The organism is Nocardiopsis moroccensis (assembly GCF_055763695.1).
In genome coordinates, this window is record NZ_CP199747.1 from 1,931,987 (window position 1) to 1,946,520 (window position 14,534).

Annotated in this window: 15 protein-coding genes; 8 read left to right on the plus strand and 7 right to left on the minus strand. The window is 72.8% G+C overall.

From position 1 onward, the window contains the following. Positions 1-48 precede the first annotated feature (48 nt). The 5 genes from ACUKCB_RS08680 to ACUKCB_RS08700 all read left to right on the plus strand — a co-directional run bounded on the left by ACUKCB_RS08680 (position 49) and on the right by ACUKCB_RS08700 (position 5,133). Complete coding sequence (locus ACUKCB_RS08680) at positions 49-618, plus strand: TetR/AcrR family transcriptional regulator (RefSeq protein WP_473040004.1); 570 nt, start codon at positions 49-51, stop codon at positions 616-618. Positions 619-706: 88 nt separating this feature from the next. Continuing rightward, positions 707-1,888: a GDSL-type esterase/lipase family protein gene (locus ACUKCB_RS08685; protein WP_473040005.1), complete on the plus strand. Its 1,182-nt coding sequence runs from the start codon at positions 707-709 to the stop codon at positions 1,886-1,888. Between the two features lie 256 nt (positions 1,889-2,144). Then, positions 2,145-3,302, plus strand: a complete 1,158-nt coding sequence (locus tag ACUKCB_RS08690; RefSeq protein ID WP_473040006.1) for a FecCD family ABC transporter permease — start codon at positions 2,145-2,147, stop codon at positions 3,300-3,302. Then, positions 3,302-4,087 (plus strand): ABC transporter ATP-binding protein, encoded by a 786-nt coding sequence (locus ACUKCB_RS08695; RefSeq protein ID WP_473040007.1) that lies wholly within the window; start codon positions 3,302-3,304, stop codon positions 4,085-4,087. The genes ACUKCB_RS08690 and ACUKCB_RS08695 overlap by 1 nt, the downstream gene beginning before the upstream one ends. Further along, the gene (locus tag ACUKCB_RS08700) at positions 4,084-5,133 is read left to right on the plus strand and encodes an ABC transporter substrate-binding protein (protein ID WP_473040008.1); all 1,050 of its coding nucleotides are present in this window, start codon (positions 4,084-4,086) and stop codon (positions 5,131-5,133) included. The genes ACUKCB_RS08695 and ACUKCB_RS08700 overlap by 4 nt, the downstream gene beginning before the upstream one ends. Before the next feature lie 57 nt (positions 5,134-5,190). On the opposite strand, the gene ACUKCB_RS08705 is transcribed toward ACUKCB_RS08700, so the two are convergent. Genes ACUKCB_RS08705 through ACUKCB_RS08720 form a run of 4 tightly spaced genes read right to left on the minus strand, consistent with a single transcriptional unit; the run spans position 5,191 to position 8,742 of the window. Then, complete coding sequence (locus ACUKCB_RS08705; RefSeq protein ID WP_473040009.1) at positions 5,191-6,210, minus strand: pyridoxal-phosphate dependent enzyme; 1,020 nt, start codon at positions 6,208-6,210, stop codon at positions 5,191-5,193. Next, complete coding sequence (locus ACUKCB_RS08710; RefSeq protein ID WP_473040010.1) at positions 6,168-7,235, minus strand: GHMP family kinase ATP-binding protein; 1,068 nt, start codon at positions 7,233-7,235, stop codon at positions 6,168-6,170. The genes ACUKCB_RS08705 and ACUKCB_RS08710 overlap by 43 nt, the downstream gene beginning before the upstream one ends. A gap of 11 nt (positions 7,236-7,246) precedes the next feature. Further along, positions 7,247-8,023, minus strand: coding sequence for a Rossmann-like domain-containing protein (locus ACUKCB_RS08715; RefSeq protein WP_473040011.1), 777 nt, complete (start codon positions 8,021-8,023; stop codon positions 7,247-7,249). Beyond that, positions 8,020-8,742: a class I SAM-dependent methyltransferase gene (locus ACUKCB_RS08720; RefSeq protein WP_473040012.1), complete on the minus strand. Its 723-nt coding sequence runs from the start codon at positions 8,740-8,742 to the stop codon at positions 8,020-8,022. Before ACUKCB_RS08720 ends, ACUKCB_RS08715 begins: the two co-directional genes overlap by 4 nt. A gap of 382 nt (positions 8,743-9,124) precedes the next feature. Between ACUKCB_RS08720 and ACUKCB_RS08725 the strand changes: the two genes are divergently transcribed. From ACUKCB_RS08725 to ACUKCB_RS08735, 3 genes are all read left to right on the plus strand, one after another. Beyond that, on the plus strand, positions 9,125-10,360 hold the full coding sequence (locus tag ACUKCB_RS08725; RefSeq protein WP_473040013.1) for an MFS transporter: 1,236 nt from the start codon (positions 9,125-9,127) through the stop codon (positions 10,358-10,360). Positions 10,361-10,502: 142 nt separating this feature from the next. Further along, positions 10,503-10,823 (plus strand): hypothetical protein, encoded by a 321-nt coding sequence (locus ACUKCB_RS08730; protein ID WP_473040014.1) that lies wholly within the window; start codon positions 10,503-10,505, stop codon positions 10,821-10,823. 111 nt (positions 10,824-10,934) lie between these two features. Continuing rightward, positions 10,935-11,789 (plus strand): SDR family oxidoreductase, encoded by an 855-nt coding sequence (locus tag ACUKCB_RS08735; RefSeq protein WP_473040015.1) that lies wholly within the window; start codon positions 10,935-10,937, stop codon positions 11,787-11,789. 117 nt (positions 11,790-11,906) lie between these two features. Here the strand turns inward: ACUKCB_RS08735 and ACUKCB_RS08740 are convergent, their stop codons facing one another. The 3 genes from ACUKCB_RS08740 to ACUKCB_RS08750 all read right to left on the minus strand — a co-directional run bounded on the left by ACUKCB_RS08740 (position 11,907) and on the right by ACUKCB_RS08750 (position 14,471). Next, positions 11,907-12,323 carry a ChaB family protein gene (locus ACUKCB_RS08740; protein WP_473040016.1) on the minus strand — a complete coding sequence of 139 codons (417 nt, stop codon included), beginning with the start codon at positions 12,321-12,323 and terminating at the stop codon, positions 11,907-11,909. 144 nt (positions 12,324-12,467) lie between these two features. Further along, positions 12,468-12,887, minus strand: coding sequence for a CBS domain-containing protein (locus ACUKCB_RS08745; protein ID WP_473040017.1), 420 nt, complete (start codon positions 12,885-12,887; stop codon positions 12,468-12,470). Between the two features lie 231 nt (positions 12,888-13,118). Further along, entirely contained in the window at positions 13,119-14,471 is a 1,353-nt protein-coding gene (locus tag ACUKCB_RS08750) for a carboxylesterase family protein (RefSeq protein WP_473040018.1), read from the minus strand. Positions 14,472-14,534: the final 63 nt, after the last annotated feature.

Sequence of the window (14,534 nt, forward strand, 5' to 3'; positions counted from 1 at the left end):
AAGGTATTAGGCAAATACAATAAGGCCTTAGGCAAGTAGGGGGCATTCATGACACGTGCAGGACTCACGGCGCAACGACTCACGCAGGCGGGAGCCGAGCTCGCCGACGAGGTCGGCTTCGACCAGGTGACCGTCTCGGCGCTGGCCAGACGGTTCGACGTCAGGGTCGCGAGCCTGTACTCGCACGTACGCAACTCCCAGGACCTGCGGACCAGGATCGCCCTGCTCGCCCTGGAGGAACTCGCCGACCGGGCCGCCGAGGCCCTGGCCGGCCGCTCCGGCAAGGAAGCCCTGACCGCCCTCGCCGACGTCTATCGGGACTACGCGCACGAGCACCCCGGCCGCTACGCCGCCGCCCAGCTCAGGCTCGACCCCCAGACGGCGGCTGCCGGCGCCGGGGTCCGGCACGCCCAGATGACCAGGGCGCTCCTGCGCGGCTACGACCTGTCCGAACCGGACCAGACCCACGCTGTCCGCCTGCTGGGCAGCGTCTTCCACGGCTACGTCTCCCTGGAGATGGGCGGCGGGTTCAGCCACAGCGCACCGGACACCCAGGAGACCTGGTCGCGAACCCTGGACGCCCTCGACGCGCTGCTGAGGAACTGGCCTGCGCGCTGACCGCGCATCCGCGTCCCGCAGCGGGCGCGTCCGGTTCCACGCCCCGCAGCGGGCACACCCGAACACCCCGAACAGCAAGGCCGACACCATGCACACCCCGCACCTGACCACGACACCCGTCACCGCGGAGTTCCTGCGCGGAGCCCTCGACCTGGAGGACACCGGGCGCGGCGTACTGCCGCACCGGCTGCCCGCCCGGGCCCGCGCCCAGAACACCGACCCGCAACTGGCCATGGCCGAGGCCCAGCCCTCCGGCGTCCGGCTGTGCCTGCGCACCGGAGCCACCGTCATCGAACTCGACACGGTGCCCACCAAGAGGATCTACCCGGGCCTGCCGCCCCGCCCGGACGGCGTGTACGAACTACTCGTCGACGGCCGCCCCACCGCACGGGCCACCGTGGCCGGCGGTGACACCCTGACGATCGACGCGGCCACCGGAGGCTTCGAGCACCGACCGGGCCCGGTCGGCACCGCCCGGTTCACCGACCTGCCCGAGGGGGTCAAGGACGTCGAGATCTGGCTCCCGCACGACGAGACCACCGAGCTCGCCGCCCTGCGCACCGACGCCCCCGTGGAGCCGGTACCAGACCGGGGCCGCCGGGTGTGGCTGCACCACGGGAGTTCGATCAGCCACGGCTCCGACGCCTCCGGTCCGACCGGGACCTGGCCCGCGGTCGCCGCCGCCCGCGCCGACGCGGAGCTGGTCAACCTCGGCCTGGGCGGCAGCGCCCTGCTGGACCCGTTCACCGCCCGCGCCATGCGGGACACCGAGGCCGACCTGATCAGCGTCAAGATCGGCATCAACCTGGTCAATGCGGACCTGATGCGGATGCGGGCCCTCACGCCCGCGGTGCACGGCTTTCTGGACACCCTCAGGGAGGGACACCCCACCACTCCGCTCCTGGTGGTCTCGCCGATCCTGTGCCCCATCCACGAGGACACCCCGGGGCCGTGCGCCTTCGACACGGACGCCCTACGCGCCGGGGAGAAGCGGTTCCGGGCCACCGGTGACCCGAAGGAGCGCTCCGCGGGGAAGCTGACGCTCACCGCCATCCGGGAGGAGCTCGCCCGCATCGTGCGCGAGCGGGCCGCCGAGGACCCGAACCTGGGTTACCTGGACGGCCGCGACCTCTACGGCGAGGCGGATTACGCCGAGCTGCCGCTGCCCGACGAGCTGCACCCGGACACCGCCGCGCACCGCCGTATCGGCGAACGCTTCGCGGAGCTCGCCTTCGGCGGGCGGGGCCTGTTCTCCATCGGGTCCGCCTGAGGCAGGCAACCGGCAGACCCGCACCCGTCCGGCACACATCCGACCCACCGGGGCCCAGGCGCCCGCCGGTGGCCCGCGCCCCGATTCACCCGAACCGGTCGGCGGCGGACCGCCGACGGGCGCTTCGGCGTTCCCGCTACTCCCCTGCCCCGACCGCGCCTTCTCCCCTGCCTCGTCTTCCGGTTATGGACACAAGCGGTCAACTCTGAGCTTAGAATGAAAACCGTTTTCATAACCAGACAGGAAGGGAGGTCCGATGCGCAAAGCCCCCGCTCCCCCCGGCGAGGCCGCCGACACCCCGCCCGGCCCGGCGTCCCCCGGCCGGAGCGACACCCCCGCCGCGTCCCCCGCCCCCGCTCCCAAGCCCCGCTGGCTGGCCACCCCCACCGGAACGGCCACCACAGCCGCTGTCCTCGTCCTCGCCCTGGCCGTGTCCGTGGTCCTGGCGATCGGCCTGGGCTCGGCGGTCGTCCCCCCGCGTGAGACCGTCCGTTACCTGTGGGCCGCGCTGACCGGCGGCCTGATCCAGGCCGACGAACTCATGCGCTACCAGGTCATCTGGCAGATCCGAACCCCCCGGGTGCTGCTCGCCGCGGTCGTCGGCGCCGGTCTGGGGGTGGTGGGTGTGGCCATCCAGGCGATGGTGCGCAACGCGCTCGCGGACCCCTACATCCTCGGCGTCTCCTCCGGAGCCTCCGTGGGCGCGGTCCTGGTCGGCGTCCTCGGGGCGTTCTCGGCCCTGGGCATCTACGCGGTCTCCGCCGGTGCCTTCGCCGGGGCCCTGGCCGCGACCCTGCTCGTCTACGCCATCTCCTACTCGCGCACGGGCACCACTCCTCTGCGGCTGGTCCTGACCGGGGTGGCGCTGTCCTTCGGGTTCCAGGCGATCATGAGCGTGATCGTCTACCTGGCCCCCAGCAACGAGGCCACCAGCACCGTCCTGTTCTGGACCATGGGCAGTTTCGGCGCCGCCGTCTGGGGCTCCCTCCCGGTGGTCGCGGCCGCCGTACTCCTGGGGGTCCTCCTGCTCCGGGCCCAGGCCCGTTCCCTGGACGTGCTGGCACTGGGCGACGAGACCGCCGCCAGTCTGGGCGTGGACGCCGACCGCCTGCGCCGTCGGATGTTCGTCCTCACCGCCGTGATGACCGGGGCGATGGTGGCGGTCAGCGGGGCGATCGGTTTCGTCGGCCTCGTGGTCCCGCACATCGTGCGCATCCTGGTGGGCGCGGACCACCGCAGGGTCCTCACCGTCGCACCACTGGCGGGAGCGGTGCTCATGGTCTGGGTCGACCTGGTCTCCCGGGTGGCCGTGGCTCCCCGCGAACTCCCCCTCGGCGTCATCACCGCGCTGGTCGGCGTACCGGTGTTCATCATCCTGATGCGCCGCCGCGGCTACCTGTTCGGGAGCCGCTGATGGAACTGCTACTCGACGACCTCTCCGTGGACCTGGGCGGAGCACGGATCGTGCGGGAACTGACCCTGGACGTCCCCGACGGGCAGGTGGTCGGGCTGGTCGGCCCGAACGGCTCGGGAAAGTCCACCGCACTGCGCTGCGTGTACCGGGCGCTGGGCCCCAGCGCGGGCCGGGTACTGCTCGGCGGGCAGGACCTGACCGCGACGAGCCTGCGCAAGAGTGCCCAGCGGATCGCCGCACTCACGCAGGAGGGTGGGAGCGACCTCGACTTCACCGTCGAGGAGCTGGTCGCGTTGGGCCGCACACCCCACCTGCGCGGGAACCAGCCGCTGAGCGCACGCGAACGCGACCTGTGCCGCCGTTCGATGGAGCTGCTGGACGTGGCCCACCTGGCCGGGCGCGGTGTGCTCGAACTGTCCGGCGGCGAACGCCAGCGGGTCCTGGTGGCCCGGGCCCTGGTCCAGGAACCCGAGGTCCTGGTGCTGGACGAGCCGACCAACCACCTGGACGTGCGTCACCAGCTCGAACTGCTCTCCCTGCTGCGCGCCGCGGGCGTGACCGTGCTCGTGGTCCTGCACGACCTCAACCTGGCCGCCTCGGCCTGCGACCTGATCGGGGTGCTCTCCGAGGGCGCCCTGGCGACCGCCGGAACGCCGAAGGAGGTCCTCACCCCCGCCCTGCTGCGGGACGTCTTCGGGGTGGAGGCCTCCGTGGTGCCCCATCCCCTCACCGGCGACCCCCAGCTGCTGTACGAACTCCCACCCCCGAAGAAGGGCCTGCGATGACCATCCGAACACCGGCGGGTTCTCTCCCGCCGAACCGCCCCTCGTCCCGCTCCGTCCCCCTCGTGCGCCCCCGGGCCCTGCTCCCCCTGGCCGCCGCCTCGGTCCTGCTCGCCGGGTGCGGTGCCGAGGTGGAGGAGGTCACCGAGGCGGGCACGGGCCCGGTCACCGTCCAGCGGTGCGGTGAGGAGGTCGAGTACACGACCCCCCGACGAGTGGTCGCCTACGAGGGCGGCAGCGCCGACAAGCTGTTCTCCCTGGGACTGGTCGACCACGTACACGGCTACGTGATGCCCCCGGCCAACCCGCCGGTCTCGGAGTCGCCGTGGGCCCGGGACTACGAGGCGGTGGAGTTCCTCGGTGACGACCTGCTCAACCGGGAGCTGGTGGTGGACGCCGAGGCCGACCTGGTGGTCGCGGGCTGGAACTCGGGGTTCAGCGACCAGCGGGGCATCACGCCGCAGATCCTGGACGGAATCGGCATCCAGAGCTTCATGCACACCGAGTCCTGCTACAACTACCCGGGCCACCCCGAGCGGGTGACACCGTTCGAGGGCCTGTACGCCGACCTGGACCGGCTCGGGCGGATCTTCGGTGTGCAGGAGCGCGCCGAGGAGCTGGTGTCCGGGTTCGAGGAGCGGGTGGCGGCGGTGGAGGAGCAGGCGCCCGAAGGCGACCCCGTCCCGGTCTTCCTGTACGACTCCGGTACCGACCAGCCCTTCACCGCGGGCAACCAGGTGCCGCCGAACGACATCATCAGGTACGCCGGGGGCGAGAACGTCTTCGGCGAGCTGGAGGAGCGCTGGACCCAGGTGGGCTGGGAGCCCGTGGTCGAGGCCGAGCCCGAGGTCATCATCATCCTGGACTACGGCGACCAGCCCGCACAGGAGAAGATCGACTTCCTCACCTCCTCCCCCGCCATGGCGGAGGTGCCCGCGGTGGTGGAGGAGAACTTCTTCGTCCTGGACTACAACGAGGGCATCTCCGGGCCGCGCAACATCGACGGCCTGGAGAAGTTCGCCGAGTACCTGCGGGAACTGGACCGCTAGGGTGCGGGCCCGGCAGGGGCGGTGCGCCCCTCCCGGGCCCTCGGGCGCGCGGGCGCCTCAATCGGCCAGGTGGACCGCCTGGTCGGGGGCCGGCTGCCGGCCCCACTCCATCCGGCACCAGGGCGGGGCCAGCTCCTTGAGGTCGCCGACCTCCCGGGGGGAGAGGTCGGCGACCTCGGGGGCCTGCCCGTGGCGGGCGAAGACCGAATCGACGTAGCGGTGGCCGGTGTCGGCGGCCACGAACACCACCTGCCTGCCGGGGTCGGCCGCCGCCTCCCAGCGCGCCACCAGGTAGGCGGCACCGGTGGAGAGCCCGGCGAAGACCGCGTGGCGGCGGAGCAGGTCCACGCTTCCGGCGAGGGCGGCGTCGAAGCCGGTCCAGTGGACGGTGTCGTAGAGGGTGTGGTCGACGTTGCCGAACGGGATGGAGCTGCCGATGCCCGCGATGAGGATCTGCGGGTCGGTGACGTGGTCGCTGCCGAAGGTGACGCTGCCGAACGGTTGGACACCCACCAACGGGGTGTCCGGGGAGCTCTGGCGCAGGTAGCGGGCGAGCGCCCCGGTGGAGGCACCCGAACCCACCCCGCCCACCAGTGTCAGCGGCCCGGCACCGGTCTCCTCGCGGATCCGGTCGGCCACGGCGCGATAGCCGAGACCGTGCACGGTGTCGTGGTACTGGCGCATCCAGTGGTAGTCCGGGTGCTCGCGTAAGACCTGCTTGACCCGACGGACCCGGCGGTTCTGGTCCAGCCCCAGGTCGTCCGAGGGCGGCATCTGCTCCAGGGTGGCGCCCAGGACCGCGAGCTGCAGGCGCAGGGTGTGATCGATGGTCGTGGATCCGATGATGTGGCAGCGCAACCCGTACCGGTGAGCGGCCAGCGCCAGCCCGTAGGCGTAGATGCCGCTGGAGCTGTCCATCAGGGTGTCACCGGGGCGGACCGCCCCGGTGTCGAGCAGGTGCCGTACGGCCGCCAGGGCCGAGGCCACCTTCATGGACTCGAAGCGCAGGCACAGCAGGCCCGCGCCGAGGTCGATCAGATCAGGTCTGGCGATGGCTTCGGAGACGTGTTCGTCCAAGATCGCTCCCCGGTGCTCTGGGTGGATGGGACCTGCGAGTACCCGCCGCGGGCGGGGGTGTTGGGCGCGGCGGTGTTCGGCTTGGAGTTGCTCGGGTTCGGTGGCCCCGGGGCGACGGTGACCCGGGTGGGGGTGGAGAAGACGCGGTGCGGGGCGAGCCCCCGCCGGCCGAGCCGGTCGACCGCCGATTCGAGGCGGGCCCCGAGTTCGGGGTCGGCCGCGTCGAAGAGGACCCCGGCCACGTTGCCGCTGTGCGCCACCTGGATGCCCGCCGCCCCGCAGCCCCGGGCGACCTCCCGGAGCGCACCGAGTTCCTCCTTGGGCAGTACACGCTGGTTGAGGACGGCGCTCTCGGTGCACACGTGCCCGACCCCGGCCACGTCGCGGTCGGTGATCGCGGTACGCAGCACGGCACGCAACCTCTCGTAGACGGCGATGTCCCCCCGCCGTGCGGTACCCGCCAGGGAGAGGGTGTCGACCGGTTGGCCACATCCGGTCAGGCAGCCCACGACTGCCATCTCCGGCAGATCCGGCCCCAGCTCCTCCAGGACCCGGCCCTCGCGCTGGGCGAAGAGCAGCGGCCGGTCACCGAACATGACCGGATCGCTGGCACCCTCCGCGGCGACCGCCACCCGGGCGACGGCAGCGGGTGGGAGCTCCACCCCGAGCCCCGCCGAGACCGCGCGCACGGCCGCCGTGACGTCACTCGTGGAGGACCCCATACCGAGCCCCGGCACGGCACCGCCGCGGACCCGGAGGTAGCCGCCGACCGGCCGCACCCCGCCCGTGCGCGCGCACTCGGCGACGGCGAGCTCGGCGGCGCGGGCCGCCTTGGCCCGGTCCGGCGGGTCGACGACGACGCGGCGGGGCGCCCGGGCCGAGAACGGGGTGAACACCGCACGGGTGCGGGGATCGGCCATCGGCAGGGTGACCAGGCCACGGGTGGGGCGTCCCCGCCCGTCCAGGAACACGCCCTGGAGGATCTCGCCGTGGTGGCAGGTCGCCTGTCCAGTTCCAAGGGTCACTCGTGGGTTCCTTATCGGTAACGGTAGAGATGTGTCGGTTCCGCGCTGAACTGCGAGAACGGGAAGGGCTCGGCGGACAGAGCGGTGACGCCGGAGCCCAGGAAGGCCCGGGCCACCGCGCTGCCGCTCTGGGCGTAGACGACCAGCGGCACCGCGCGCTCCCGGCAGCGCTCCAGGATGCGGTCGAAGGTGCCGTTGCCCAGGGTCATTCCGGTGGCGACGACGGCGTCGGCCTCGGCCAGGACCTCGTCCATGTCGGTGCTGACGGGGTCGCCCCACTGGGTGCGGCGCAGGTTCAGGTCACAGGGCAGGCATTCGCCGCCCCGTTCGCGGATGGCCGCGACGAGCGGGTTGACCACGCCGATCAGTGCGATTCGCCGGCCGTCGGGGTCGGGGAGGAGCCCGGCGATGGCCCGGTCGCGGGCGAGGGCCCGTTCCTCGGGGGTGCCGTACGGCAGGGTGAGGCGTTCGGCGCGGGCGTCCTCGGAGTGCGGTTCGGCCTGGCCCAGGTAGGCGTCCAGTGCGGCCAGCCGGACCGGGGCGGGGCCCCGTAGGAGGTCGGCCAGGGGACTGCCGGACAGTTCGGCGCACACGCCGGGGTCCACCTCGCCCGCCTCGAACGCGCAGGCTCCGAAGGCCCGACCGATCCGCACCAGGACGTACTGGTTGAGATAGGTGACCTCGCCTCCGGCGAGGCGGGTGCCGTGGTGAACCCAGAACACGCTGGTGGCGACGGGGAGGTCGGGGGTGGCGAGCACGGACCGGTGCAGCTCTTCGAGGTCTCTCACTGGCCGGTCTCCCTGGTGAGGCGGAACAGGTAGGTCAGGACGCCGTCGTCCCAGTCGTGCAGGTGGTGGACGTGCGCGGTGAAGCCGCAGTCGGCGGCGTGTCCGATGATCTGGCGCAGGTCGGCGGTGTTGGAGGCGATGAAGTAGACCTCTGCGCCGGGGGCCAGGAGGTCGCGTTCGGCGAGCTGGGTGAAGAAGGCGTCGGTGACGGGGCGGCCCGCGCAGACGTTGCGGACGATGTCGGGGTCGTCACTGACGGGCCGGCTCACCGCCGGGGGGTTGAACGTGACGGTGTCGAGCCTCGTGCCCTCGGGCAGGTCCGCGAAGAGGTCGGAGACCAGCGGGACGAACTCGCTCCCGCCGCCGGGCCCGACGAGCCGGTGGTAGTTGTGCTCGGCCGCCGCGACGCTGGCGGGGTGGACGTCCACGGCGAGGACGCGTTCGGCGCCGCGCAGCCCGGCGACGACGGCCTCGACACCGAGCCCGGCCCCCATCGCGGCGTAGACGCGTCCGCGCACGTCGATGTCGTCGTCGAGGATGCGCTGGTGGATCATGCGGCTGGTCGCTCCGGGTAGGAAGACCCCTGGGGGAACGTCGAACTCCCACCCGTTCCAGGTGTAGCCGCGGAGGGTGTGGAGGTCGGCCCTGGGCTGGTTGAGGCCGATGATCTGCTCGGGCGGCAGCGGAGGGGGCAGCTGGGCGATCTGGGAGGGGTCCACTCGGGTCCTTTCGGGGGGAGGGGGTTGCGTGTGGTGGCCGGTCCGGTTCCGGGGCGGCCCTCGGGGTCGGGCGGGCGTGGGGGTCGGAGTCCGGTGGCGGGGGTCCACCGGGGAGCGGTACCTTCGCCGACCATAGCGAAAACGATAATCGTTGTCACACTCCGTCCACCGGAATCCACGCGCCCCACGGAATCTCGTTGCCCCCTCCCCGCGGGCGCCAACCCCCGCGGGCGGGACATCCATCGCCCCGCCGGACAAACCCCGCAACCGGGAGAGCGAGCCGCCCAGCCAAGGCGCAATTGATAACCGTTTTCACTATAGTGGTGCACGCACACACACCGAACCGAGATGAGTACTCTCCGTGTCAACGACGACGCCGAACATGACCGATCCGCTGAAGCGCCGCCGCAACCCGCTCCTGCGACCGGACTTCGTCCGCCTGTGGTGCGGAACCACCGCCTCGGGCCTGGCCACCTGGGCGATGCCGTTCATCCTGGGCCTCGCGGTCCTGCACGGTTCGCTGAGCGCGGTGGGGCTCGGCCTGGTCCTGGCCACCCGCACCGCCGGTTTCCTGGTCGCGGTCCCCCTGGGCGGGCTGCTCGCCGACCGCCACTCGCGCCGCTCGGTCGTCCTGTGGTCCGGCCTCGCCGCGGCCGCCGCCAGCCCCGTCCTCGCCGCGGGCCTGGGCACCTCCACCGCGCTGATGGCGGTGGCCGCCGCCGTGGTGGGCGTGGGCCAGGGGGCCTGTCGGCCCGCCTTCCAGGCACTGACCGCCGAGGTCGTCGCCCCCGAGGACCGGCAGCAGGCCAACGCCGCCCTGACCTTCTCCGTGCGCGGGGTCACCTTCCTCGCCCCCGGGCTGACCGCACTGCTGGCCACGGTCACCGGCCCCGGGGCCCTGCTCCTGGTCACGGCCGCCCTGTGGCTGGCCGCGGCGCTCCTGCCCCGGGGCGGCGGGTCCGCCCCCGCCGAACGCCCCGCCCGCTCGCCCTTCCACGTCGAGTTCGCGGAGGGCCTCACCGAGGCCCGACGCCACGCCTGGTTCCTCGCCGGACTGGGCGCCCTGACCGTGGTCATCGCCCTGGGCTACTCCGCCACCAACGTCCTGCTCCCCCTCACCAGCCGCGACCACTACGGCACCGAGGCCGTGCTGGCCGGGGCCCTGACCGCCTACACCGGCGGCGCGCTGGCCGGCGCCCTGCTGGTCGCCCGGTGGAAACCACGGGCCCAGGGCTGGTGGGCCCTGTTCGGCCTGGGACTGTACGCCCTCGCCCCGCTGAGCCTGGTGTTCCCCGTGGGTGCCGTCTGGGTGTTCGCCGCCTACGCGCTCGTGGGCCTGGGCGTGGAACTGTTCAACGTCCCGTGGTTCACCGCCGCACAGCGCGAGGTCGCCCCGGACAAACTGGCCCGGGTGTCCTCCCTGGACTTCCTGTTCGCCTACGGTTTCGCCCCGGTGGGCCTGGCCCTGATCGCCCCGGCCGCCCAGGCCTTCGGCGCCCAGAACGTGCTGCTGGCCTGCGCCGCCCTGTGCGTCCTGGCCCCGGCCCTGGCCGCCCTGGCACCCGGCGCCCGCGACTTCCGCACCCGCCGGGCCACGCCCGAACACCTGCGGGGCTGAGGCCCCGCCCGGGCCCGGAACCCGCTGATCCGTCCCCGGGAGCCCCCCGAACCGTGCGGGGAGCCCGGAACTGTCGGACGGATCGGCCCTCCCCCGGCGGGCCGACTCCCCGGCTCGGCACGATCCACCGCAGGATGGGCATATGAGCATCACTGAAAGCACGGACCAGATCGCCGACGGCGCGGTCCAGGACGATGACGCGTACATGCCGGTGAGCCTGGTGGGAGGCCCGCGCGCCTACGCGGGCCTGGTCATGGAGGACGTGTACACGCGCTGGGAGATCCTCCGGGTGCCCTTCCACGAACTGGGCGCCGACCTGCCCGAGCCGGGAGACCTCAGACCCTCGCCGCCCGTGGCCCAGTACCGCCCCCTCAGCCTGGAGGAACCCCAGGTGTGGCACTTCACCGGCTGGCATCCGACGAGCACGGAGCCGGGCCACGAAGGCCCGGCCGAGCCCCGTTGACCGGCCCGGCAGCCGAATCGGCAGTCGGGCAAAGCTTCGGCATCGGACCGTGAGCCGCGTGTGCCGACCGGACCGGTCGGGCAGGGCGGCCAACGGAAAGGGAGGACGAGCATGGACAACACGCAACCGCCGGCCCAGAGCCAACCGCACCCGGGCCGGACCGAACCCATGGACCCCCAGCCCCGCGACGAGATGCGCGACTACGAGGGCCGGGGGCTGCTCAGGGGCAAACGCGCCCTGATCACCGGGGGCGACTCCGGGATCGGCCGAGCCGTGGCGGTGGCCTTCGCCAAGGAGGGCGCCGACGTCGTCTTCGGCTACCTCAGCGAGGACGCCGAGGCCCAGCGCACCGTCGGCCTGGTCCAGGAGCAGGGCCGCCGGGCCGTGGGGGTCCGCGGCGACCTGGCCGACGAGTCCCACTGCTCGCACCTGGTGCGACGGGCCGTGGAGGAGCTCGGCGGGATCGACATCCTGGTGGAGCACGCCGCCACCCAGCACCCGGTGGACAACTTCACGGACCTGACCACCGAGCAGCTGCGCCGCACCTTCGACGTCAACGTCATGGGGGTGTTCTGGACGGTGCGCGAGGCGCTCCCGCACATGTCCGAAGGGGGTTCGATCATCATCACCGGATCGATCAACGGCCTGCGCGGAAACGACTCGCTGATCGACTACGCCGCCAGCAAGTCGGCCGTGATGAACCTGTCCCTGTCCCTGTCCCAGGTGCTGAGGGACCAGGGCATCAGGGTGAACTGCGTGGCCCCGGGACCGGTGTGGACACCGCTCATCCCGTCCACGCTCGGGGAAAGCGGCAGCGAGGGCTTCGGCAAGCAGGCCCCCATGGGCCGGGCCGCCGACCCGGACGAGATCGCGCCCTCCTACGTGTTCTTCGCCAGTGACCGGCTCTCGTCCTACTACACGGGCGAGACCCTCACCCCGACCGGAGGCGAGATCCAGGGCAGCTGAACCCGCGACGGGAGGGCGGCACGAGCCGCCCTCCCGGTCGGGCCGCCGCTGCGCGGGGCCCGTGGCACCGGGGCCTCCCGGCCCCGGACCGCGTTGTTCAGCCGGATTCGGCGGGGCTCAGCGGGAGCGACCGGACCCGGAGGTCCTGCGGTTGCTCTCCTTGCGCAGCGCTTCCACCAACTCGTCCTTGCGCATCCGGGAACGCCCGGCGATGTCCAGCTGACGGGCCCGCTGGTAGAGGTGTTCCTTGGTGGCCTTGGCGTCGACGCCCCCGGCCGTGGGCTTGTCGCGGCCGGGCCGACGACCGGCCCGCGGGTTCTTGGCCTGCTCGTCCGAAGGGCCCTTGGACTCCTTCGGCTCCCAGCGGTCGCCGACCTTCTCGAACTTGCGCTTGACCGCCGCGAAGGCGACCCGGTGGGCGCGCTCGCCCTCCCCGTACTCCTGGACGGCGCTGTCGTGCGCCTCGATCCAGGTGCGCTGCGCCTTCTCCGGCGACCGGCGCAGGGTGTCCGGGAGTTCGTCCGTTCCGGGCACCGCCCTCACCTCCAAACCACGGGCCGCGGAGCGCGGCCCTCGACGAGTTGGTCCGCGGGCCCCTCGGGTGAGGGGCCCGCTACGGGCCGAGGCCCCGCCCGCCCGGCCCCCGTACCGGGCGGGCGCCCCGGCCCGGGGCGCCGGTCAGGTGTTGGGCTCGGCCGCGCTCACGTCGGCGAGCGCCGAGTCGGAGTCCACCGTTCGGGCCAGGTCGCCCATGGTGACCACGCCCACGACCTCGTCCCCCTCGACGACGGGCAGACGGCGCACGGCGGCCGAGCGCATGGCGTGGACGGCGTCCCCGACACTGCTCTGGCGCGGTACCGTCACGAGCTCGCTACTGCACACGTCCTGGGCGCGGACCCTGTCCGGGTCGCCTCCGTCGGCCAGACAGCGCACCACGATGTCGCGGTCGGTGACGATGCCGTGCAGGTGTCCTGACTCGGTGACCACGACGTCGCCCACGTTCTCGTCGCGCATGATCTGGGCGACCTCGCGCAGGTGCGTGTCGGGGGTGACGCTACGCACGATCGGGCTCATCACTTCGGCAACACTGTCCACCATGACTGACTCCCTTCACGTTTGTTGGTCCTGTTCAGGGCCCTGACCGGAGAAGAGCGGACCGAAACATCACCGGGGCATGTTCCCGCCGGATTCCGCGCAGATCAGAACCGCGGTGATCTTGCTACCAGGGGCGATTTCGGCGCCGAAGTTGCCCCTGGTAGCAAGATCACCGCGAAAAACGGGGCCGGGGCTCACTCCCGGATCCCGTCGGGGGAAGGCTGCACGGTCGGGCTAGGAACGGTGCACGGTCAGGCTGCCGGAGGCGGCCGCGGCCGCCTCCGCGGGCACCGTGCCGGTGCGGGCGAAGTCGGCCCACAGCCTGCGCACCGCCCGGCCGCGCCGGTCGAGCTCCGCCCAGCCGGTCCGGCCGACCAGCCTGGCGTTCTCCCAGGACCTGCGGGTCCCGAGCAGAAGAGGGACGTCGACGATGTGCGCGGCGCCGAAGGGGCTGCCCCGCGGACGCCAGGTGAGCGTGTAGCGGACGGCCCTGCCTCCGGCGCGGCGGTGCCGGCGGGCGAACCGCCTGGCCGGGACCGTGTAGATGAGGTCCGTGGTGGCCCGGACCAGGAGGCGCCGCAGGGCCGCGCCCACGAGGGGCAGTCCGCTCAGCCTTCGGACCGGGGGGAGGAACTCGGCGAAGAGCCCGGTCTCCTCGCTGGTCGCGCCGATGAGTACATCGATCCCGGGCGCCGCCGCGCGCCAGGCCCGGTCCCGGAGGGACTCCGGGGGCAGCGGCGCGTGCCCGTACTGGGTGCCGAACGGCATGGCGCTGCGCAGACCGAAACGTCTGGCGGCCCGGACCGCCTCCGTCTCCAGGGCGACCAGGGCGGCGACCGGGGTCCCGGGCGCGGGGGCGCCCACGGCCTCGGACATCGCCTCGGACATGCGGGCTCGGCCGGAGAGGAGGCCCAGCGGCGCGCTCTGGACGATGGCACGCCGGAAGAGGCCCTCGGCGCCCCGGCTGATCATCAGGTGGGCGACGGCGTCGCCGCCCGCGGACTGGCCGAAGAGGGTGACCAGGTCGGGGTCCCCGCCGAACGCCGCGATGTTGGCGCGCACCCAGCGCAGCGCCTCGATCTGGTCGAGCAGGCCGAGGTTGGCGGGCGCGGTGTCACCGATGCGGAGGTAGCCGAGCACCCCGAGGCGGTAGGTGAGGGCGACGACGATGACGCGCTGCTCGGCGACGAGTCTCGTGGGGTCGAAGATCTCCAGGTCGCCCGCGCCCGTGACATAGGAGCCGCCGTGGATCCACACCATGACGGGGAGGCGTTCGTCCGGGTCCCGGTCGGCGGGGAAGGTGACCGAGAGCCGCTGGCAGTGTTCGTCGTGGCGACCCACCGAGATGCCCTCGATGGCCCCCGCCACCACCTGGGAGGACAGTTGGGGAGCGGCGGGCCCGGGCCGGGTGGCGTGGAAGGGTTCGGCGAACTCCGGTTCCGGCCGGGGCGGCGCGAACCGTTCGGCCCGTGCGTAGGGGATCCCCAGGGCGCGGACGACCCCGTCCCGGACCTTCCCGATGACGGGTCCTGCGGGGGCGTCGACACGGTGGTGCCCGTCTCGGGAGACGGCGTTCGGTTCGGTCATGGTTCTTCCGTTCCTCGCCGGCTCGGGACGTGCGCGGGGCTTTCCGGGACCGGGTGCGGGCCC